This window comes from Skermania sp. ID1734 (assembly GCF_007489285.1).
Lineage (GTDB): Bacteria > Actinomycetota > Actinomycetes > Mycobacteriales > Mycobacteriaceae > ID1734.
The window spans coordinates 61,980-81,076 of record NZ_VLIY01000009.1; the positions used below are offsets into that span (position 1 = coordinate 61,980).

Consider the following 19,097-nt stretch of genomic DNA (forward strand, 5'->3'; position numbering starts at 1 on the left):
AATTAGCAGCATGCCCAAGTCCAAGGTTCGCAAGAAGAACGACTACACGATCAATCCGGCGAGCCGGATCCCGGTGAAGGTCAAGGCCGGTCCGTCACCGGTCTGGTACGTGTCCGTCATGCTCGGCTTCATGGTGGCCGGCCTGGTCTGGTTGATCGTCTACTACCTCGCGGCCGAGCACATCTCCTGGATGGCCGACCTCAACGCCTGGAACTTCCTGATCGGCTTCGGCCTTATGGTTATCGGCCTCGTGATGACCATGCGATGGCGCTGAATTACATCGATGTCGTTTATCCCCATTGTTAATAACACCTGTGGATAACTCTCGAGTGTTGGCCGCGTGGTCCACACCCATTCAGGCAGTCGTTGCCGTCGCGGTTGGCGGTGTTTCGCTGGCAATTGCCGCGCTGATTGTGCCGACCGAGGCGGCCGGGAGGGTGCTGGTCCTGCTTGCGGCATTGGGATGTCTGGGCATCGCCGCCGTGGCGGGCCGCGAACGTCCGCGGCTGGCCGTTCATCCGGGCGGGATGTTGTCTGTCGGCGGTCTCCGCGGCCGCCGGAGCTGGTCGGCGGCCGACATCCAGCGCATTCGGGTACTGCGCTACCCGCGCCTGGGCCGCCGGGTGCCGATGCTCGAAATCGACATTCAGTCGACGAGCGAAGAACACTTGCTCGTCTTTGGACGGTGGGACCTGGGCACGAACCCGCAAGACGTATTCGACGCGCTGTGCACGTACGGACTCGTGCCCGCCGAGCGCGATTGACTCAGACGAGCGGGACCTGCGTGCGCAACTGCTCGATGCGGACGGCGATAACTACAGCGCAGAGCACGCCGATCGCCACGATCGATCCCCAACCGATCGCACGGGTCACCGACCCGCTCAATCCGCGGCCGTGAGCCAGCCACACCGGTACAAACAGCGCGCCGACACTCGCGAGTGTGCCCGCGACCAGTCCGCCGAGGTGACCCCAGATCGATATGCCCGGCAGCGAGACGCTGATGATCACGTTGATAGCAATGACGACGAGCACCGGACCCGGGCTCTGCCGCAGGCGCACCAAGATGATGGCGAGCGCGCCGAACAGCCCGAATATCCCCCCGGACGCACCCGCCGTGACGGCGTTGGTTTGCAGCACCATCACCGCCGCCGACGCACCGAGAATGGACACCACGTAGACGCCGAGGTAACGCCAGCGTCCCAGCACCAGCTCCACATCGCGACCAACGATCCACAGCGCGAACATGTTGACCAGGAGATGCACCGGGCCGAAGTGCAAGAATCCAGACCCGATCAACCGCACATAGTCGCCGTTGGCCACGGCCGGTGGATACAGCGCCCAGGAATTGAACAGCGATGAGCCGCGATCGTTCTCCCACACCGATTGCGCCTGGATGGCCGTAACCGCGAAGACGACGACGTTGACGGCGATAAGCGCGTAGGTGACGTAAGGCGTGAATCCGGCGTGCACCCGCGCACCCGCTGCCGTGCGCACGGGTCGCTGGGACTGTTGGCCAGCGCGCACACAGTCCACGCATTGGTACCCGACGGCGGCCTCGCGCAGACACTCCGGACACGCCGGTCGCCCGCATCGGTTACAGGACAGGCCCGTCGGCCGGTCACCGTGCCGGTAGCAGACCGGCGGCTGCGGCTGACCGGCGTTCGGCCCGCCCGGTGGCGGACCGAACCCTCCGGGATAGCTCATCGATGACGCAGGCTCAGGCGACGGTGATGCTGTTGATGACCACCGGTTCTGTCGGACGATCCATGCGATCGGTCTGCGTGGTGGCGATCGCATCGACGACCTTGCGCGACTCCGGATCTACCACCTCACCGAAGATGGTGTGCCGACGGTTCAGGTGTGGCGTGCGGTCGACAGTGATGAAGAACTGCGAACCGTTGGTTCCGGGGCCGGCATTGGCCATGGCCAGCAGGTACGGGCGGTCGAACTGCAGTTCCGGGTGGAACTCGTCGGCGAACTGGTAGCCCGGGCCGCCGCGTCCGGTGCCCGTGGGGTCGCCGCCCTGGATCATGAAGCCGGCGATGACGCGGTGGAATGGCGCACCGTCATAGAACGGACCGCTGGTGCCGCCCTGCGCGTTCTGCGTCGAATACTCCTTGCTGCCGTCGGCCAAGCCGACGAAGTTGGCGACCGTCTTGGGCGCATGGTTACCGAATAGGGCGATGGTGATGTCGCCGCGGTTGGTGTGCAATGTCGCGGTGGATGTCTGCTTCGGAGAAGTCACCACAACATCGTGCCATCACGTCGGGGGCGGCGGATCGAGACGCCCGACAACGACCGTGCGTGAGTTTTCACCGCCCGCGGTGAAAACTCACGCACGGGTCGGTTGACGCGTTGGGGCAACTCGCGCGTTTGGTGGCGTCCTTGTGTAAGAGTGGAGCGATGAATCTCGTTCGCAAGTCGAGCACGAATGGCGCAGTTGGTAAGGACGACGCTGCCACCCTTTCGCAGGAACGCAATCCGGTTACCTACGGCAGTGCGTTGCGACAGGTGGGCGCGGGCGCTACCGCGCTGGCGATGGGTTCGGGCGGTATCGGAATGCTGCTGGCTCGCAACGGCTTCGACCTCGCCAAACGGGGTGTGGCCCGGGCCCGTGAGGCGCGGCGCGACCTGGCCGAGTTGGCGGCGATGGATGCGGCAGCCGTCGCGGACACGCCCAAGGTGTCTCGTCCCCGCGCGCTGCTAGTGGTCGGCGGCGTCGCTGCCGCGGTACTCGCCGGTGGAGCCGTCTTCGGTTGGAGCCGGCGCCGCCACACGCCACCGCCCGCCGCTGAACCGCCGCGGCTCGGTGAGCCGTCCTCGAATGGCGTCGCGTCGACCCAACAAGCGCCGGCGCCGACCAGCCAGCCCGGCTGACGGTTTACTCGCGTCGGGCGAGCGGCGAGGGCCACCAGATTCGCTTGCCGATGTCGTAGGACAGCGCCGGCACCAATACCGACCGCACCACGATGGTGTCGAGCAGTACGCCGAACGCCACCGCGAAGCCCACTTCGGCCAAGAACACCAGCGGCATGACGCCCAGCACGGCGAAGGTCGCGGCAAGCACGACGCCGGCCGACGTGATCACGCCACCGGTCACCGCAAGACCACGACGGATTCCTGGTCGGGTTCCGTGTTGTTGCGATTCTTCCCGCACGCGGGTCATCAAGAAGATGTTGTAGTCGATGCCGAGGGCGACCAAGAAAACAAACGCGAACAGCGGAAACGACTGGTCGGCGCCAGAAAAGTTGAAGACGTGGCTGAACACGAACCCGCACACGCCCAGGGTCGCCGCGAAGGACAGCACAACCGAGCCGATCAGCAGTAGCGGTGCGAGCAGCGCACGCAAGAGGACCGACAGCACGACGAAGATGACCGCGAGCACGATCGGGATGATCAGGTCGCGGTCGTGCACGGCGGCCTGGTGCACATCCAGTGTCGCCGCCGATTGGCCGCCCACCAGCGCATCAGCACCGGGGACGGCGTGCACCGCTGCGCGCAACCGCTTGACCGTGTCCAATGCTCCGGGCTGGTCGAACGCGTCCTGCAGCACCACGTTGATGACGGTCCGGCCGTTGACCGGTTGCACCTGCAAGCTCGGCGGCACACACTGGCCGGCTCCGCCGCTCGGCGCCGTGCCGAGTTGACTCAGCAGCGCGGCCACCTTCTCGGCGTCGGCCTGAATGCAGACCGAAGCGGGCGCCGTCGATACCCCAGGAACAGCTGCGGCGACCTTCATCACCTCCCCCGCGGTCGACGCGTTGGCCACTATCACCGCCGGGGCGCCGGCGCCCTTGGGAAACTTCGCGTCGTAAAGCTCTTGTCCCACAATGGCTTGCGGTCGATTGGTGAAACTTTGCGCCGTCGTCAGCCCGTTGGTCTTCAGCAAACCGATCCCCGAGATTGCGATCAGCAGGATGACCGTCGCTCCGATCCACGCCGGTCGCCGATTGCTCACGACGGTGTTGGCGATCCGCCCCCACATGCCATGGGTGGCAAGGTCCGTCGCCTGATCCGCACGCGGAATCCGCGGCCAGAACACCCACCGTCCGCAGGCGGCGAGTGCGACGGGCAGGAACGTCATCATCACGAGCAGGGTGCAGCCGACGCCGACCGCGCCGACCGGTCCCATGCCCTTGTTCGAGTTCAGCTCGGAGAACGTCAGGCACAGCAATCCGAGGCTCACGGTCACCGCCGACGCTACGATCGCGGCCGCGGATTCCTTCCAGGCCTTGATCATCGCCTCGAACCGATTCTCGTAGACGTGCAATTCCTCGCGATATCGCGCAATGAGCAAGAGCGCGTAGTCAGTTCCGGCACCCAGTACCAAGACGTAGAGGATTCCCTGGCTTTGCCCGTTGAGCGTGATGATCTCGTCTTTGGCCAGCCAATACACCACCAGCGAGGCGATACCGAGGGCCAGGACATCCGACAACAGCGGGAAGACCCAGAGCACCGGCGAGCGGTACACCAGCAGCAAAATCAGTACGACGACACCGATGGCCGCGAACAACAGCGTGCCGTCGATCGAGCTGAATACGGAGATGAACGCGACCAGCAGCCCGCCCGGACCGGCCGGATACACATCCAGATCGGGTCCGACCGCGTTTTTGGCGGTGTCGAGCACGGCGTTCTCGGCATCGAGCAGCTCGTCGCCGTTGCGCGACTTGCCGTTCTCCTTGGCGATCAACGGCACGAAGGCAGCAGCGGTGGTTCCGTCGGCGGAGAACTGGATGCCGAGCATCGCCGGCTTGTCGACGCCTTTGACGCCGCCAATTGCCTGTACCGCGGTGGTTATCCGCTGCTTGTCCTGCGGCGTCAGCCCGGATGCGCGATGGAAGACGACGAACCCGGGCAGGTTTTCCACCTTGGTAAATGCGCTTGCTTCTTGCATCGCCCGGGTGGACTCGGCGCTGCCAGGCAGGAACGACGAATTGTCGTTCTTTTGGACTTCGCTCAGTTTCGCCTGGAAAGAGCCTCCGAAGCCACCAAGCAGGAACACCACGATTGCGACCGCAACGATAGAGAAGATCGGCCACCGAAAGCCGCGCGAGCGAGTGGCCGTCTCCTCCGGCTCCTCGATCGTTGATATCGGGTCGGACATCGGATCTCCTCGGCGAACGTCGATACCGGCCGGAGCTACTTTCCTACGAGTCGCAGCCTAGTGCCGGTGCAGAATTGGACCATGGCGGCGGCCGGTGAATTTGATCTAGATGCCTATTTCGCGCGCATCGAATTCACCGGCGACTGCGCTCCAACGCTGGATACGCTGACCTCGATCGCGTATTGCCACGCACTTGCGATTCCGTTCGAGAATCTCTATCCCTTTCTCGGACAATCCGTTTCATTGGACCTGTCCGCATTGCAGCGCAAGCTCGTCGACCATCGCCGCGGCGGCTGGTGCTTCGAACACAATTTGCTGCTGCGCGAAGCGCTGCTGGCGCTGGGTTACGAGGTGACCGCCTTAGCCGCGCGTGTGTTGTGGGGAGGTCCGCCCGATCGCATCACTCCGCGTTCGCACATGCTGCTGCGAGTGGGAGTTCCAGACGACCCGCAGCCGTATCTGGTCGATGTCGGTTTCGGCGGCATGACCCCCACCTCCGCGCTGCTGTTCTCGCGCGGGGTCGAGCAAACCACGCCACACGAACCGTTCCGGGTCGGCGATATCGACGGCGACTTCACGGTCGAGGCCTTGGTCGGGGATGCGTGGGTAACGCTCTACCGCTTCGACCTGACCCCGCAGTACCCGGTCGATTACGAGGCCGCCAACTGGTACCTGTCCACCCATCCGAGCTCGCACTTCGTGAACGGACTCACGGCGGCGCGCCCGGCCGCCGATCGTCGGTATGCCCTCAACAACCGTCGACTCAACGTTCATCACCTTGACGGGACGTCGGAACGGCACGTCCTCGGCTCCGCCGACGAACTGATCGAGTGCCTGCGGCGGGATTTCCACATAGAACTCGACAATCCGGATCCTCTGCGTGGGGCATTCGACCGAATCCCTAACGACTGACAGCCTTTTGGTACCGACGCACGGCGAGTGGAACGAACACGATCAGAATGAGCGCCGTCCAGATCAGCGTCGCCAGGACCGAGTGCTGCAGCGGCCATGCGTCGGGCACCCGCATCGCCGGATTGGTATTGCCGAACAACTCCCGCGTCGCCTGCGTCAGCGCGGAGACCGGATTCCATTCGGCGATCACCCGCAACGGTCCGGGCAGATTATCGCTGGGCACAAACGTATTGGCCAGGAACGTCAGCGGAAAAATCGTCATGAACGTGGCGTTATTGAAGACCTCCGGCGTCCGGATCCACAGGCCAACCACGGCCATCACCCACGACATCGCGTAGGCGAAGACCAAGAGCAGCACGAAACCACCCAGCGCCTCGAGCGGCGAGGTACGAATTCGCCACCCGATCAACAATCCGGTCAGGGACATCACGATCAGGCTGATCAGGTTGATCATGACGTCGCTGGTGGTGCGCCCGACGAGCACCGCCGACGGCGCCATCGGCAGCGAACGAAATCGGTCGATAATGCCCTTCTGCATGTCCTCGGCCAGGCCCAGCCCCGTCCACGACGCCCCAAAGACCACAGTCTGGGCAAAGACCCCGGCGATCAGGAACTCCCGGTAGGACATTCCCGGCAGGGTGATCGCGCTGCCGAAGATGAAACCGAACAAGAGCACGAACATGATCGGTGACATCGTCGTGAACACGAGCAAGTCCGGCACCCGTTTGATCTTGATCAGGTTGCGCTTGGCGATGGTGATGCCATCGCTGGCGGCCATCTGTAACGCGTTCACTTCGCATACTCCTTCGCTGGCGCCGTGGTGGTTTCGGATTCTTCGGCCTGATGCCCGGTCAATGCGAGAAATACATCGTCGAGCGTCGGACGGCGCAGGCCGACGTCACGGACGCGGATGCCGCGGGCCGCGAGTTTGCCCAGCGCCTCCATGAGCGACTGGGCACCCTCGGTGACCGGTATGGTCAGCCGCCGCAGGTTGGTGTCAACGCTCACCGCACCGACAGCGAACTGCGCCAACTCGTTTCGGGCGTCATCGAGATCGTCTGCGTTGGCGACGGTGATCTCGATGCGCTCGCCGCCTACCCGGTCCTTGAGCGAATCGGCGGTGCCTTCGGCAATCAATTGACCATGGTCGATTACCGCGATGCGGTCGGCGAGCCGGTCCGCCTCGTCCATGTACTGCGTCGTCAGGAGGAGGGTCGTCCCGCCCGCTACCAACTCGTCGATCACGTCCCACAGCCCGATTCGGGCACGAGGATCGAGACCGGTGGTCGGCTCGTCGAGGAACAACACCGGCGGGTTCGCCACCAGGGCGCCGGCCAGGTCGAGCCGGCGGCGCATGCCGCCCGAGTACCCCTTGACCGGACGGTCGGCGGCGTCGCTGAGATCGAATCGTTCGAGAAGTTCGCGCGCCCGCTGCTTACTGCGCTTGACGCCGAGGTGGTAGAGCCGTCCCACCATTTCCAGGTTCTCCGCGCCGGTCAGATACTCGTCCACCGCTGCGTACTGACCCGAGGCCCCGATGTGTTCGCGCAGCTTGCGCGGTTGCGCAAGTACGTCGATGCCCGCCACCGTCGCGGTGCCCGCATCCGGCCGCAACAACGTGGTGAGCACCCGGACCGTTGTGGTCTTACCCGCGCCGTTCGGGCCCAGCAGCGCGAGCACCGTGCCCTCGGCAACTGACAGAGTTAGGCCGTCGAGGGCCGTGAGGTTGCCGTATCTCTTGACCAAACCCTCGGCGACAATTGCGTCTGCCATCTGGTTCGCCTCCCTGTGCTCGAGCCGGGTCGAACGTCCGATTCGCCCGGTTATCGCTCCAGTATTATTCGAGCCACCGACAAGTTCGCGCATCCCTTTTTTTCGAGCCGGCAGACGCGTACCCGGTCAGATCGGTCAACGGCGCACCCGATAGCTCAGGTGAAGCACCCGGTTGCCCTGAACAACTACGTCTGGGCCATCCAGCAGGTGCTGCGCGTCGACGGAGCCGAAGTAGCGCTTACCGGACCCGAGCACGACGGGTGCGACGTCCATGCGTACCTCGTCGACCAAGCCTGCGGCGAGCACCTGGCCGCCGATATCGCCGGCAGCGACCTCGACAGTGCGGTCACCCGCAAGCTCCCGCGCCTTGGCCACGGCTGACTCGATGCCGTCGACAAAGTGGAACGGCGCCTCGGCGTTCCAGCCCTCGGGCGCACCACGGTGGCTCACCACGACGACATGGTCGACCCCGCTCGGAGGCGTCCCCTCCCAGCCGTCGGTGATGTCAAAGACGTGACGGCCAACAATGGTCACTGCGATCTCGTCCCAGTACGGCCGGATGTGGCCGTAAGAGGCCTGCGACACCTTCAGAACGCCACCGTCGTCCAACGGCACGTCACCGCTGACCAGCCACTCGAAGATCGGACCGGGATCGTCTTTCTCATCCGCGATGAAACCATCCACCGAAACCGACGCGTTCATGACCACTTTCCCCATGGATTCCTCCTCTGCTTGGAGTCCCAAGTCTTGTGCGGCGTGAACTTGTCGCTCTTGTAAGAAATCAATCGGCTGGGAGCGGCCAGCCGTCCAGGGCGTGGTCGGGATGATCGCGCAGGAACCGCCGCCGGAGTTCGGCGTACCGGGTCGGCGTGAGCCCGGTGAACTCCCGGAACTCGCGCACGAAGTGGGCCTGGTCGAAGTAGCCCGCATCGGCGGCGACTTCTCCCCAGTCGATCGGAGCAGCGACGTCGATAGCCAACACCGTGGAGGTGAAGCGGTAGCTGCGAGCCAACCGTTTCGGCGTGACCCCGACGACGGCCTTGAACCGATTCGCCACATACGTGCTGCTGACGCGCGCCGCGACATCGATCTCGCTGATCGGCACCGTCCCGCCTGTCGCCGCGATGGCGCTGCTCATTTGGCGGACCAGGTCAAGACCGTCGATCACCCGCAGCCGTCGCACCAGTTCCTCCTCGAGCAACATCAGCATTTCGTGCGGTGCGTCCGCCAAGATCAGTCGGTGTCGCAACTCAGCGACAGCGGGCCAGATCTGCTCCACGGTCGCCGGTCGGTCACACAATTCGGCCGCGGGCATCGGAAGCAACGGTGCCAACCCCCACGGCCTGAAGTGGACGCCCACGGACCGGGTCGGGGACGGGTAGCTGAACTCCCACGCACGCGTGGGGGTGGTGACCGCGCAGCCATCGGCGTATTCCACAGCTGCTACGTCGGCGCCTGCCCGGATGAGAAACGGCGCCCCGAGGTTGACGATGAGCAACGGCGCGGGCGCCGCAGGCAGCATCAACCGGGAGTACGGCGGGGTGCCCTCCAGGTAGTAGAGGTCGTCGATCAGCCCGTCCAGCGGCGGACCGGGCACCCTGGACACATACTCCACGCCGACATCATCGCCGACGGCTCGGCGCATTTCAGTCCCGAACTCAGTAGGAGCAGCAGCAGGCCTCCTAATCCGGCAGCAACGGCACCTGCGGCCGCGGTTGCCTACCAATCAATACTGCGCGGGTAAGCACGCCGGCGCCGAAGCGTTCCCGCAAAGCATCTATTGCGCAGTCGATTTCGGGTCTTGGCTGGGAATCGAGCGGAAGCTCGAGCTGCGCGGTCGATTCATTGTCGAGATTGGACAGGGAAATTCCGACCAAGGTGCACCCGCGCTCCGCCAACATCGGCATCGCCGCCCGCAAAAGTTCTTGCGCGACCGCACGCAACGTCTCGGTGTGCGAGGTGGGGTGCCGAAGTGTGTGGGATCGAGTGGCACGCGTGAAGTCGCCAAACCGCAACCGCAGGACGACTGTTCGACATCGTCGACCCGCCTTCCGCAGCCGCTTGCTCACTCGGTCGATGATCCCGACGACGATTGCCTCGAGATCCTCGCTGCTGGTCGGTCCACGGCCCAGCGCATGCTGGGATCCGATCGAACGCCGCCGCCGTCCAGTCTGGACTCGCCGCGGGTCGCGAGCCATCGCGAGCGCGTAGAGATGCCGGCCGGCGCCGTTTCCGAGCATCGACGTGAGAACCGGTTCGCCGAGCGCCGCAAGGTCTCCGACCGTGGTGATCCCGCGCTCCCGCAACCGTCGACTGGTCACCTTGCCCACCCCCCACAGTCGCTCCACCGGAAGGGGATGTAGGAACTCGAGTTCGGAGTCGGTGGGAACCTCGAGCAGTCCGTCCGGTTTGCCCACCGCGCTGGCGACTTTCGCCAAGAATTTGGTGCGGGCGATGCCTACGGTGATTGGCAGGCCCACCTGTTCGCGGACGTCACGGCGCAGCTGCTCCGCAATGGCGCGCGGGTTGCCGCTAATTCTTCGCACGCCGCGAACATCCAGGAATGCCTCGTCGATCGAGATACCTTCGACGTTCGGGGTCGTGTTCCGGAAGATCCCGAACACCGCCTTGCTCGCGGCGAGGTACGCGTCGAAGCGCGCCGGCACCACCACGGCCTGTGGACACAGCCGCAGCGCCTCGCGTCCGCCGATCGCCGTGCGCACGCCGAATGCTTTCGCCTCGTAGCTCGCGGCGAGCACCACGCCACCGCCGACAATTACCGGCCGACCGCGCAGTGCGGGGTTGTCGCGTTGCTCGACCGACGCGTAAAAGGCGTCGAGGTCGGCGTGCAAGATGTGCGGTTCGGCGGACACGAACATATGTTCGCACTAAGGTACGACAGTCTGAAGTCGGTGCCTCTGTGTATGTCAAGCGACTCAGTGTTCGAACATAACCCTGTTCCGGCATCTCTGGTCGCACGCAGCGGAGGGTTCGTCCCTGCTCTTCTTGTCGTTGAGGACTACGCCTCATTGCTCTAGGTAGTCCGTTGGGAGGTACTGGTAGTACCTGCCTCAGGAGGGCCTGTCGAGTAAGGGGCATTCGCGGTTACCTCGATAGAGCCAGTCGCTTCGACGGGCAATACGAAGGAGTCGAGGAATGAAAGCCGCTATTTTTCGTGGACCTGGCGTGGTCGAGCTGGGCGATCGCCCGGACCCGGTGATCGAGGCACCAACGGATGCAGTCGTCCGCGTCGTTCTAGCGTGCGTATGCGGTTCGGACCTGTGGTACTTCCGCGGCGAGAGCCCTCATGCGGAAGGGTCGATCGGTCATGAATTCATAGGTGTGGTCGAGGAGGTCGGAGCCGAGGTCGACACCGTTTCTCCTGGCGATCTGGTCGTTGCTCCGTTCCTCTTCAGCGACATGACGTGTCCGCACTGCCGCAACGGATCGACGATCAGCTGCGTGCGCGGCGGTTCCTTCGGAAACGGCATCATCGACGGTGGTCAGGGCGAAGTCGTGCGGGTTCCTCTTGCGGCCAGCACTCTGGTCCCGGTCCCTGGTTCCGGCCACTCGGATGAGGTTTTGCGATCACTGCTGGCGTTGTCGGATGTGATGTCCACGGGCCATCACGCCGCTGTCAGCGCCGGCGTTTCCAAAGGCGACACGGTGGCCGTTGTCGGTGACGGCGCGGTCGGATTGTCGGCGGTGCTGGCCGCCAAACGCCTTGGTGCCGAACGGATCATCGCCCTGAGTCGTCATCCGCAACGGCAGCAGATCGCGCGGCAGTTCGGCGCGACGGACATCGTCGCCGAACGCGGTGAGGCAGCGAACGAAGCCGTGCTGGAAGTGACCGGTGGAATCGGTGTGGACGCTGCACTCGAATGCGCAGGCACCGACGAATCCATCAGCACCGCGTTCGCCGTCGCCCGTCCGGGTTCAACGGTCGGAATCGTCGGGGTGCCGCACGGGGCCGTGCCGTTCGCGCAAACCTTTTTCCGCAACGTCGGCTGGCGCGGCGGCCCCGCACCAGCACGCATCTACATTCCCGAACTGCTCGATGACGTACTTGCAGGAACGATCAACCCGGGACTGGTGTTCGACTACGAAACCGATCTCGAACACGTCGCGGACGCCTACGCAGCGATGAACCAGCGCCGCGCGACCAAGTCTTTGATCCGGGTCGGCACGCTGTGAGCGGGGCTGACGACTGGACCGAAGGCGAGTTGAGTGTCATCGGCAACGCCGTCGAGCTGGAACTAGCCACGCGAAAAGTGGACGGTTCGCTGCGTCCGTACACCACGATGTGGGTGGTGCGGGTCGGCGACGGCATCTATGTGCGCTCTGCGGGCGGTCCCACCCGCGGTTGGTATCGCCACGCGCTGACCAGTGGAAAAGGCCGCGTCCGTGCCGGCGGGATCGAACGAGATGTGCGTTTCGATCAAGACATATCGAGTCCTCATTCCGACATCGACCGCACCTACCACGCAAAGTACGACCGCTACGGACCTGGACCGGTCAGCCATGTCACCGGTCCAGGTTCTCATCCGGTCACCATCCGCCTCATCAGGAGCCAGTCATGAGCGAGGTCGTGGTTGTCATCGGGCCCGGTTTGATCGGCCAAGCCATCGCCCGGCGCGTCAGTGCCGGCAAGAAGGTCGTGCTGGCTGACCTGCGCCGCGAAAACGCCGAGGCCGCCGCCGACACCTTGCTCAACGCCGGGTTCGAGGCCACCACCACCACCGTGGACGTATCCGATCGCGAATCGGTGCACGCCTTGGTCGAGGAAGCGAGCAAACGTGGTGCGATCACCCACGTCATCCACGCCGCGGGTGTTTCACCCAGCCAAGCCCCTCCCGAAGCGATCCTGACCGTTGACCTGTACGGCACCGCCGTCGTTCTCGAAGAGTTCGGTCAAGTCATCGCTCGCGGTGGGTCCGGCGTCGTCATCGCTTCACAATCGGGACACCGCCTGCCGGCACTGACTCCGGAGCAGAACAGAGCACTGGCCACCACCCCGGCCGAAGAGCTGCTGCGCTTGCCGATGCTCGCACCCGATCAGATAACAGACACACTACACGCATACCAGCTGGCAAAACGCGGCAATGCACTGCGTGTCATGGCCGAAGCCGTGCGGTGGGCCAAACGTGGCGCTCGGATCAACACGATTAGCCCCGGAATTGTCATCACCCCGCTGGCGCGGGACGAACTCACCGGGCCACGCGGGGCGGGTTATCGGCGCATGCTCGAACTCAGTCCGGCCGGACGCGCCGGAACCCCGGACGAAATCGCCACTGTGGCGGCGCTGTTGATGGGACCCGATGGCGGCTTCATCACCGGCAGTGACTTCCTCCTCGATGGCGGGGTCACCGCGTCGTACTTCTTCGGCGAACTCGCGCCCTAGCCGTCCGTGGCGGCGGCAGCATTGTATTCGTCGTCGGTCACGTGCTCACCCCACGTGGCGTTGTCGTCTTCCCACATCGCGAGGTTGGTCATGAAGTGCTCGGGTATGGCGCCGTGCCAATGTTCCTCGCCAGGTGGCGTGTGGACCGTGTCGCCGGGTCGCATGATGATGACCTCATCGCGAGTGGCGACGATCCCGATGCCGTCGGTAACGTGCGATGTCTGACCGACGCTGTGGCTATGCCACGCGGTACGCGCACAGGGTGAAAAGCGCACAGCGTTCACGCGTAGACGCGACTGGTCGGTTCCCCGGGCGATCACGTCGAACCAGACATCGCCGGTGAACAGGTCCGCTGGTCCCTTGGTGGTCGGTTGCTTTTCCAGACGTTTCACGATGCCTCGTTCCGAGTCGGATTCACGGGTTCTCTAGCGGTCCAGCTGGCCAGCAGGTTCAGCGCTTCGGCAGTGGGAGTGCCCGGTGGTGCGGTGTAGACGTTGAGTCGCTGTCCTTCATCGCCGGGAAGTTCGAGGGCCTCGAAATCGAGGGTCAGATCGCCGACGAGCGGGTGGTGGAATCGTTTGGTGCCGGTGCGGTGATAGCGCACATCGTGGCTGGCCCAGCGCTGCCGGAACGTTTGGCTGCGGGTCGACAGTTCACCGATGAGGTCCTGCAGGTCTTTGTCGAACGGGTCGCGCCCGGCTTCGGTACGCAGGAACGCCACGGCGTCGTCCTGGATCTTGTCGAAGTCGAGGAAGAACTCCGGTGCCGCCGGGCTGAGGAACACGAATCGTGCAGTGTTCGGGGTATCGGACTCTTCGTAAACCGGGCTGTACAGAGCCCTACCGAGGTCGTTGGCGGCGAGAATGTCGAACCGGCCATTGCGCAGGTACGCCGGCATCGGCATCAGGTCGAGCATTCGTTGGATGGTGGGTCGCACGCGCCGCCTCGTCGCGGTTCGGCGGGCGGGTTTACGCGTCGTCGCGGTGCGGATGAGCCGATTCAGGTGGTCACGTTCGGCCTCGTCGAGTTGTAGCGCGTGCGCGACGCCTTCGACGACGCTTTCGGAGACCGATCCAATATTGCCGCGCTCGAGGCGCGTGTAGTACTCGACGCTGATTCCGGCGAGCAGCGCAACCTCTTCCCGCCGCAATCCGCTGACGCGGCGGTTGGCCCCATAGATCGGCAGTCCCGCCTGCTCGGGCGAGAGTTTCGCGCGCCTGGTGGCGAGGAAGTCGCGGATGTCGTCTCTGGGTGTCACACCATCAACGCTACTGACGGCGGGCGTTCGTGGGAGGCCCTGCGCGTACCCCTCTCAACGGGGTCTGCCACCGACGACCGATACGGCGTTGTTTAGAAGTATGACGACTTTGCTCAGCACCGACACAGCGGGCACCCCGAGGACAACAACCGCTGCTAAACCGGGCGCAATCCTGACGATTATCCTGGTCAGCTACTTTCTGATCCTGCTCGACAACTCTGTGGTGTTCACCGGATTACCGTCGATCCGAGAGTCGCTTCAGCTGTCTTCGACCAGCCTGTCGTGGGTGCAGGACGCATACACCCTCGTCTTTGGTGGGCTGCTTCTGCTCGGCGCTCGCCTTGGAGACCTGATTGGACGCCGCCGCGTATTCATCACCGGGCTCGCGATCTTCGTCGGCGCCTCTTTCCTGATCGGCGTCGCACCGAGCGGCTCATGGCTCATCGCCGCCCGCGCCCTGCAAGGAATTGGTGCCGCGATCGTGGCCCCGTCATCGCTGTCGCTACTGACTGCCAGCTTTCCGGAAGGCGAGGCACGCTCGAAGGCCGTCGCCTACTACGGCGCGACGGCCGGAATTGGTGCCAGTTTGGGACTGCTGGTCGGCGGCGCCGCTGCTTCTTGGATCTCGTGGCGAGCAGGGTTCTTCATCAATCTGCCGATCGGGGTAGCCATGATCGCTCTGGCTCCCAAATACCTTCCAGAAACCGCCCGCCGTCCGGGCACGTTCGACCTCGCGGGGGCGGTCCTGGCCACGGTGGGGACCGGGGCGTTGGTGTTCGGAGTCATCGAATCCGCGGCTCGCGGTTGGGCCAATGCCCTTGTTCTGTCCTCGATCACAATCGCCGTCGCGATGCTCGCCCTTCTCGTGATCAACGAAAAGCGCGCGGACCAGCCGATCCTGCCGCTGCGGCTGTTCACCGACCGCCGGCGGGCCGGCGCCTACCTCGCGCGTGCGTTGTATCTCGGCGCCATGATCGGGTTCTTCTTCTTCACCACCCAGCTCATGCAGGGCATTTTCGGATTCACCGCACTCCAAGCCGGACTCGGCTTCCTGCCCATGACCGCCGTGAACTTCGCGGTCGCAATGATGGTGCCCCGATTGGTTCGACGGTTCGGCAGTGCCGCATTGCTCACCGCAGGCGTCGTGCTCACTCTCGCGGGTATGGCGTGGTTGAGCCAGGCCTCTCCCGCATACGGCTACCTCACTTCGGTTGCTCTGCCGATGCTGCTCATCGGTGTCGGTCAGGGACTCGCGTTCGCGCCGCTCACATCGTTCGGCATCGTCGACGCCCCGGCAGAAGACGCCGGCGCAGCATCGGGTCTGGTCAACACCTTCCACCAGCTCGGGATGGCACTTGGGCTCGCGATCCTGGTTTCCGTATCAGCGCGCGCCACGACACTGATGAGCCAGTTCGCCTACGCCCTCATAGCAGCGAGTGTGCTCCTGAGCGCCTGCCTCATCGTCGTCCTCCTCATGCTGGTGCCGGGTCACCGCGCGAAACTGGCCGCACCGAAAGCCGTGCGGACTCCGAATTCGATCGATGTCCTGTGACATGACACTCAAGCAACGGCGGGTTCGCGAAGGGAGGACGCGGCCCGCCGTTTTTCATCGGCGCACATAGTCATCCACAATCGTTTGGCGACCTGTCGTTTGAGACAGCGTCGTGCATCACGGGGAGCTTTACCTTCGGCAATTTCTCGGTGGTAATACGCGTAGCCTTCGCTTCCGCGTGTTTCGCGCTTGGCACATTGCAATGACATGGATGGCCGAGTTCATATTCGATCGCCTCCGCGCGAGAGGCGATGTCGATGCGTGTCGGCGCTGGAGAGATTTCGACCGGTGCGGTTCCTGTGTAGTTGGCGAATGCTGCCTCACTGGTGAAACGGAACGGATCGCCTGTGCGGCCGAGAATGCGGGCGGCCATGACCGGACCCACTCCGCAGATCTCGGTGAGCGTCGTACCGCAGTCGGTAAGCAGTTCCTCGGTTCGTTCGGTGATCTCGAGAATCTGGACCGTCAAACGACGCAGGTCACCGACCATTTCCAACCCCAGCCTCAGACGCATCCGAGCAGCGGCGGTCGCAGGGTCGATCTTGCGCAGAGCCAGCGACGCGTCCTCGTGGTCCATGCGTTTGTCGACAGCGCCCGGGATCAGTTCTCATAAGACCGCGTGGAGTTGGTTGCGAACGCGGATTGATTGCTCGACAAGGTTTTGGCGACGTTCGTCGAGTAACCGCAGTACGGCAGTGTGGTCTTCGCTGGCGACTGGTCGTGCATCGCCTTGCAAAGCCGCCACGCTGGCCGCCGCCGCACCGTCTATTCGATCGTTCTTGCGCCGGTTTCCACGGGAGAGCTGTCTAATCCGTGCCGTGGCGGTCGAGGGAACATCACTACCTATTCACCATTGCGGACAAGCCATTGCGAGAGATGATGTCCTAGGCTGTGCGCATTCTCCACCGCCCAGCGGCGTTGCGGCCACTGCCCGGCCCAGGCGAGGAGCTGTTCATAGTCGTGCAAGCGTCGACCGAATGCGAATTGATCCGATATCAGCGTTGGTTGCAGGGTTCACGGCTGTGGCCGTGTGGGTGGACTTGTGCGGATCGACTCCAATGCCGATCAAACTTCTCGGTCCTCCAGATAGGTTTCACTGTGGGTGATCGACCGCAGGCGACATTCCGACTTCATGACACCACTTCGGGGTATTCAGACCTCTGTTGAGTCAGCGTGCGGGCGGAATCGGAAGAGCAGCAGACCCTCTGAAAGCCAGCCCACCGATAGGCGGGCGACATGAAGCCGCCGAGCCAACTTTTCCGATCACCTTCGGCACGTTACGAACCCGTCGGTTCGAACACGAAACCGCGAACTCATATAAGTCAGAAAAGCCAACCGCACCCGAAACCGAGTTCACCGGCATCCTGCACTGCGACAACCCCGCCCTGCTCTACCCGGCCAACCTCGGCTATTACAGCCGCATCGAAGACGAGCTTGAATTCCTCCTCGAAACAACACTCCCGAAACCCCCACCGCCACAACCCAAACCGACACCACCGGACTCGCCACCGGGTGACGAACCGGCGCCGTTCTAGGCAGCGACGGTACGCAACATCCGCAACGAACGCTCGTGCGCGGAAACGGCGAGTGCACGTTCGCGGTCGGCATCGGGGCCGCCGAGGCTCGCCAGGTGCTCGTGCAGGCGGGACTTCGCTTCGTACCAGGCGGCCACGGCCTCGGTGCTCGCGCCGTTGTGGGGACGGCCGACCGACAGCGCGGTCATCTCGATCATCACGTTCATTGTGGGCCTCCTGCTCAGCACCCGAAGCTGTTACCTACACATCGCCGGAATGGACCCCGGCGCTACTGGATCCAGCAGGAAAATTCTGTCGGTTTCACATGAAACAGTTCGAGGGTGCGTCCCGGTCAGTGAACCGGTCTGCAAGAAAACTCAACACCCCAGGAATTGCGGTAACGGCAAGGCTGATGTGTTCGGCGAGCGGATCCACCACGAACCACACCCGTGATCCCTGACGACACCAGTCGGCGTCCAGTTTGGCGACCGCCGCCAGCGGCATGCCCTCGTCGTGCGCGGCGTGATACAGATACACGGGAGCCGTCGGCGCGGACTTTCCGAGCGTCAATTGATCGAAGACGCTCGCCAGTCGCGGATCATCGAGTGGATCCGGGACGGTGGTGAAGTCGGAGAATCGCCGGAACGGGTATGCAATCGCGCCGTCCTCGATACAGCGGCCACCCAGCACCTGTTCGGCCTGCCGTCCTTGGTCATTCAAGAGGCTTCGATAAGTGTCCAGCTCTGGATACTCCCGACTGGTACCTATGACAGCCATCAAGAAGACGCTCGACGCGATCCCACCGTCCATGGCCTTACCGGCCGCTCGCGGGTCCGCAGGCGTGCCGCCGAATGCGGCACCCACCACGTTCAATTCCGGTGCATAACGCGGTTGTTCCTGCACGGCCCACCCGGTGGCCAAGGCGCCGCCCGAGTATCCCCATAACGCGACCGGAGTCCGAGCCCCCACCAGACCCAACTCGGGCGTCGCCTCTGCGGCACGAATCCCGTCGAGCACCGCGTGCGCCGACATCAATCCGGCACCGTACGCGTGGCGGGGCCCCTGATGATCCGTCACCACGACGGCATATCCCTGCTGCACCAACTGCGCGATCACGCGCAGATCGCCCTCGGTTCCCACGCGAAGCCGATAGGACGGATCGCATCGGCCGGCGAGACCGTTTATCGCTATCTGATAGGCAACGACGCGTCGCGCCGGGCCCGTCCACCCGCCCAGGGGCAGGACGACCGTTGTCGCGGTAGCCACCGGTGCACCGTGGCTGTCGGTGGTCCGGAAATAGATCTGTGTCGCCGACAGCGGCGTCGGGATCGAGTAGAAGGTCAGTCCGACCTGCCGGGTCCGAATAACCGCACCAGGCGACAGGTTCGCGAGGTCAGGCGGTGGCACATAGAACGGATCGACCTGCGGCTCGACCACCGGGTCCGCGAATGCTCGTCCGGGAACAAACCCCGCGAACGCCACCAGCAGCCCGACGCTGGCAACCATTACCACGACCCACCGAAACCGCAACCCCGACAACGATAGTGCTTTCACCGGCTGTCCTTTGGCTCGGTAACGCGCTA

Annotated in this window: 22 protein-coding genes; 8 read left to right on the forward strand and 14 right to left on the reverse strand. The window is 64.0% G+C overall.

What is annotated here, in order from left to right; all coding sequences use genetic code 11:
- Window positions 1-10: 10 nt before the first annotated feature.
- Window positions 11-274, forward strand: a complete 264-nt coding sequence (crgA, locus tag FOS14_RS12750) for a cell division protein CrgA (protein ID WP_143771108.1) — start codon at window positions 11-13, stop codon at window positions 272-274.
- Window positions 275-314: 40 nt separating this feature from the next.
- On the forward strand, window positions 315-764 hold the full coding sequence (locus FOS14_RS12755) for a PH domain-containing protein (protein ID WP_143771110.1): 450 nt from the start codon (window positions 315-317) through the stop codon (window positions 762-764).
- Between the two features lies 1 nt (window position 765).
- On the opposite strand, the gene FOS14_RS12760 is transcribed toward FOS14_RS12755, so the two are convergent.
- The gene (locus FOS14_RS12760; protein ID WP_143771112.1) at window positions 766-1,704 is read right to left on the reverse strand and encodes a rhomboid family intramembrane serine protease; all 939 of its coding nucleotides are present in this window, start codon (window positions 1,702-1,704) and stop codon (window positions 766-768) included.
- Between the two features lie 13 nt (window positions 1,705-1,717).
- Entirely contained in the window at window positions 1,718-2,248 is a 531-nt protein-coding gene (locus FOS14_RS12765) for a peptidylprolyl isomerase (protein ID WP_185981751.1), read from the reverse strand.
- Between the two features lie 155 nt (window positions 2,249-2,403).
- Here FOS14_RS12765 and FOS14_RS12770 point away from each other — a divergent pair, with 155 nt between their 5' ends.
- The gene (locus FOS14_RS12770; protein ID WP_143771116.1) at window positions 2,404-2,877 is read left to right on the forward strand and encodes a hypothetical protein; all 474 of its coding nucleotides are present in this window, start codon (window positions 2,404-2,406) and stop codon (window positions 2,875-2,877) included.
- Between the two features lie 4 nt (window positions 2,878-2,881).
- Here the strand turns inward: FOS14_RS12770 and FOS14_RS12775 are convergent, their stop codons facing one another.
- Window positions 2,882-5,104 (reverse strand): MMPL family transporter, encoded by a 2,223-nt coding sequence (locus FOS14_RS12775; protein ID WP_143771118.1) that lies wholly within the window; start codon window positions 5,102-5,104, stop codon window positions 2,882-2,884.
- Window positions 5,105-5,170: 66 nt separating this feature from the next.
- On the opposite strand from FOS14_RS12775, the gene FOS14_RS12780 reads away from it, so the two are divergent.
- A complete protein-coding gene (locus tag FOS14_RS12780; protein ID WP_255450298.1) occupies window positions 5,171-6,016 on the forward strand; it encodes an arylamine N-acetyltransferase in 846 nt (281 codons plus the stop codon).
- Here the strand turns inward: FOS14_RS12780 and FOS14_RS12785 are convergent.
- The 5 genes from FOS14_RS12785 to dinB all read right to left on the reverse strand — a co-directional run bounded on the left by FOS14_RS12785 (window position 6,006) and on the right by dinB (window position 10,668).
- Entirely contained in the window at window positions 6,006-6,794 is a 789-nt protein-coding gene (locus FOS14_RS12785) for an ABC transporter permease (protein WP_143771297.1), read from the reverse strand. The two genes, FOS14_RS12780 and FOS14_RS12785, sit on opposite strands and share 11 nt — an antisense overlap.
- Before the next feature lie 11 nt (window positions 6,795-6,805).
- Window positions 6,806-7,789, reverse strand: coding sequence for an ATP-binding cassette domain-containing protein (locus FOS14_RS12790; protein ID WP_143771120.1), 984 nt, complete (start codon window positions 7,787-7,789; stop codon window positions 6,806-6,808).
- Between the two features lie 135 nt (window positions 7,790-7,924).
- Entirely contained in the window at window positions 7,925-8,506 is a 582-nt protein-coding gene (locus tag FOS14_RS12795) for a dihydrofolate reductase family protein (protein WP_143771122.1), read from the reverse strand.
- Between the two features lie 64 nt (window positions 8,507-8,570).
- Window positions 8,571-9,434 carry an AraC family transcriptional regulator gene (locus FOS14_RS12800; RefSeq protein WP_185981752.1) on the reverse strand — a complete coding sequence of 288 codons (864 nt, stop codon included), beginning with the start codon at window positions 9,432-9,434 and terminating at the stop codon, window positions 8,571-8,573.
- Window positions 9,435-9,471: 37 nt separating this feature from the next.
- Window positions 9,472-10,668, reverse strand: a complete 1,197-nt coding sequence (gene dinB / locus FOS14_RS12805; protein WP_143771125.1) for a DNA polymerase IV — start codon at window positions 10,666-10,668, stop codon at window positions 9,472-9,474.
- 277 nt (window positions 10,669-10,945) lie between these two features.
- Here dinB and FOS14_RS12810 point away from each other — a divergent pair, with 277 nt between their 5' ends.
- The 3 genes from FOS14_RS12810 to FOS14_RS12820 are packed head-to-tail and all read left to right on the forward strand — an operon-like array spanning window position 10,946 to window position 13,190.
- On the forward strand, window positions 10,946-11,983 hold the full coding sequence (locus FOS14_RS12810; protein ID WP_143771127.1) for a zinc-dependent alcohol dehydrogenase family protein: 1,038 nt from the start codon (window positions 10,946-10,948) through the stop codon (window positions 11,981-11,983).
- A complete protein-coding gene (locus tag FOS14_RS12815; protein ID WP_143771129.1) occupies window positions 11,980-12,369 on the forward strand; it encodes a DUF2255 family protein in 390 nt (129 codons plus the stop codon). Before FOS14_RS12810 ends, FOS14_RS12815 begins: the two co-directional genes overlap by 4 nt.
- A complete protein-coding gene (locus tag FOS14_RS12820; protein WP_143771131.1) occupies window positions 12,366-13,190 on the forward strand; it encodes an SDR family oxidoreductase in 825 nt (274 codons plus the stop codon). The genes FOS14_RS12815 and FOS14_RS12820 overlap by 4 nt, the downstream gene beginning before the upstream one ends.
- Here FOS14_RS12820 and FOS14_RS12825 read toward each other — a convergent pair.
- Together FOS14_RS12825 and FOS14_RS12830 are read right to left on the reverse strand one after the other, a co-directional pair.
- Entirely contained in the window at window positions 13,187-13,582 is a 396-nt protein-coding gene (locus FOS14_RS12825) for a cupin domain-containing protein (protein ID WP_143771133.1), read from the reverse strand. The genes FOS14_RS12820 and FOS14_RS12825 overlap by 4 nt on opposite strands.
- Window positions 13,579-14,448, reverse strand: coding sequence for a helix-turn-helix transcriptional regulator (locus FOS14_RS12830; RefSeq protein WP_143771135.1), 870 nt, complete (start codon window positions 14,446-14,448; stop codon window positions 13,579-13,581). Before FOS14_RS12830 ends, FOS14_RS12825 begins: the two co-directional genes overlap by 4 nt.
- 100 nt (window positions 14,449-14,548) lie before the next feature.
- On the opposite strand from FOS14_RS12830, the gene FOS14_RS12835 reads away from it, so the two are divergent.
- Window positions 14,549-16,000, forward strand: coding sequence for an MFS transporter (locus FOS14_RS12835; RefSeq protein WP_143771137.1), 1,452 nt, complete (start codon window positions 14,549-14,551; stop codon window positions 15,998-16,000).
- A gap of 70 nt (window positions 16,001-16,070) precedes the next feature.
- Here the strand turns inward: FOS14_RS12835 and FOS14_RS25225 are convergent, their stop codons facing one another.
- The 4 genes from FOS14_RS25225 to FOS14_RS12850 form a co-directional block, all read right to left on the reverse strand.
- Window positions 16,071-16,577, reverse strand: coding sequence for an IS110 family transposase (locus tag FOS14_RS25225; RefSeq protein WP_255450299.1), 507 nt, complete (start codon window positions 16,575-16,577; stop codon window positions 16,071-16,073).
- A gap of 30 nt (window positions 16,578-16,607) precedes the next feature.
- The gene (locus FOS14_RS25230) at window positions 16,608-16,847 is read right to left on the reverse strand and encodes a transposase (protein ID WP_370512231.1); all 240 of its coding nucleotides are present in this window, start codon (window positions 16,845-16,847) and stop codon (window positions 16,608-16,610) included.
- A 684-nt stretch (window positions 16,848-17,531) separates the two neighbouring features.
- Window positions 17,532-17,741 carry a hypothetical protein gene (locus FOS14_RS12845; RefSeq protein WP_143771139.1) on the reverse strand — a complete coding sequence of 70 codons (210 nt, stop codon included), beginning with the start codon at window positions 17,739-17,741 and terminating at the stop codon, window positions 17,532-17,534.
- Between the two features lie 94 nt (window positions 17,742-17,835).
- The gene (locus tag FOS14_RS12850) at window positions 17,836-19,068 is read right to left on the reverse strand and encodes a lipase family protein (RefSeq protein WP_143771141.1); all 1,233 of its coding nucleotides are present in this window, start codon (window positions 19,066-19,068) and stop codon (window positions 17,836-17,838) included.
- Window positions 19,069-19,097 lie beyond the last annotated feature (29 nt).

Bases quoted from the DNA above. Each gene is read 5' to 3' on its own strand.
- crgA (WP_143771108.1), top strand. From the start codon at position 11: ATGCCCAAGTCCAAGGTTCGCAAGAAGAACGACTACACGATCAATCCG.
- FOS14_RS12835 (WP_143771137.1), top strand. From the start codon at position 14,549: ATGACGACTTTGCTCAGCACCGACACAGCGGGCACCCCGAGGACAACA.
- FOS14_RS12810 (WP_143771127.1), top strand. From the start codon at position 10,946: ATGAAAGCCGCTATTTTTCGTGGACCTGGCGTGGTCGAGCTGGGCGAT.
- FOS14_RS25225 (WP_255450299.1), bottom strand. From the start codon at position 16,577: ATGGACCACGAGGACGCGTCGCTGGCTCTGCGCAAGATCGACCCTGCG.
- FOS14_RS12785 (WP_143771297.1), bottom strand. From the start codon at position 6,794: ATGGCCGCCAGCGATGGCATCACCATCGCCAAGCGCAACCTGATCAAG.
- FOS14_RS12795 (WP_143771122.1), bottom strand. From the start codon at position 8,506: ATGGGGAAAGTGGTCATGAACGCGTCGGTTTCGGTGGATGGTTTCATC.
- FOS14_RS12760 (WP_143771112.1), bottom strand. From the start codon at position 1,704: ATGAGCTATCCCGGAGGGTTCGGTCCGCCACCGGGCGGGCCGAACGCC.
- FOS14_RS12770 (WP_143771116.1), top strand. From the start codon at position 2,404: ATGAATCTCGTTCGCAAGTCGAGCACGAATGGCGCAGTTGGTAAGGAC.
- FOS14_RS12790 (WP_143771120.1), bottom strand. From the start codon at position 7,789: ATGGCAGACGCAATTGTCGCCGAGGGTTTGGTCAAGAGATACGGCAAC.
- dinB (WP_143771125.1), bottom strand. From the start codon at position 10,668: ATGTTCGTGTCCGCCGAACCGCACATCTTGCACGCCGACCTCGACGCC.
- FOS14_RS12775 (WP_143771118.1), bottom strand. From the start codon at position 5,104: ATGTCCGACCCGATATCAACGATCGAGGAGCCGGAGGAGACGGCCACT.
- FOS14_RS12845 (WP_143771139.1), bottom strand. From the start codon at position 17,741: ATGAACGTGATGATCGAGATGACCGCGCTGTCGGTCGGCCGTCCCCAC.
- FOS14_RS12800 (WP_185981752.1), bottom strand. From the start codon at position 9,434: ATGCGCCGAGCCGTCGGCGATGATGTCGGCGTGGAGTATGTGTCCAGG.
- FOS14_RS12820 (WP_143771131.1), top strand. From the start codon at position 12,366: ATGAGCGAGGTCGTGGTTGTCATCGGGCCCGGTTTGATCGGCCAAGCC.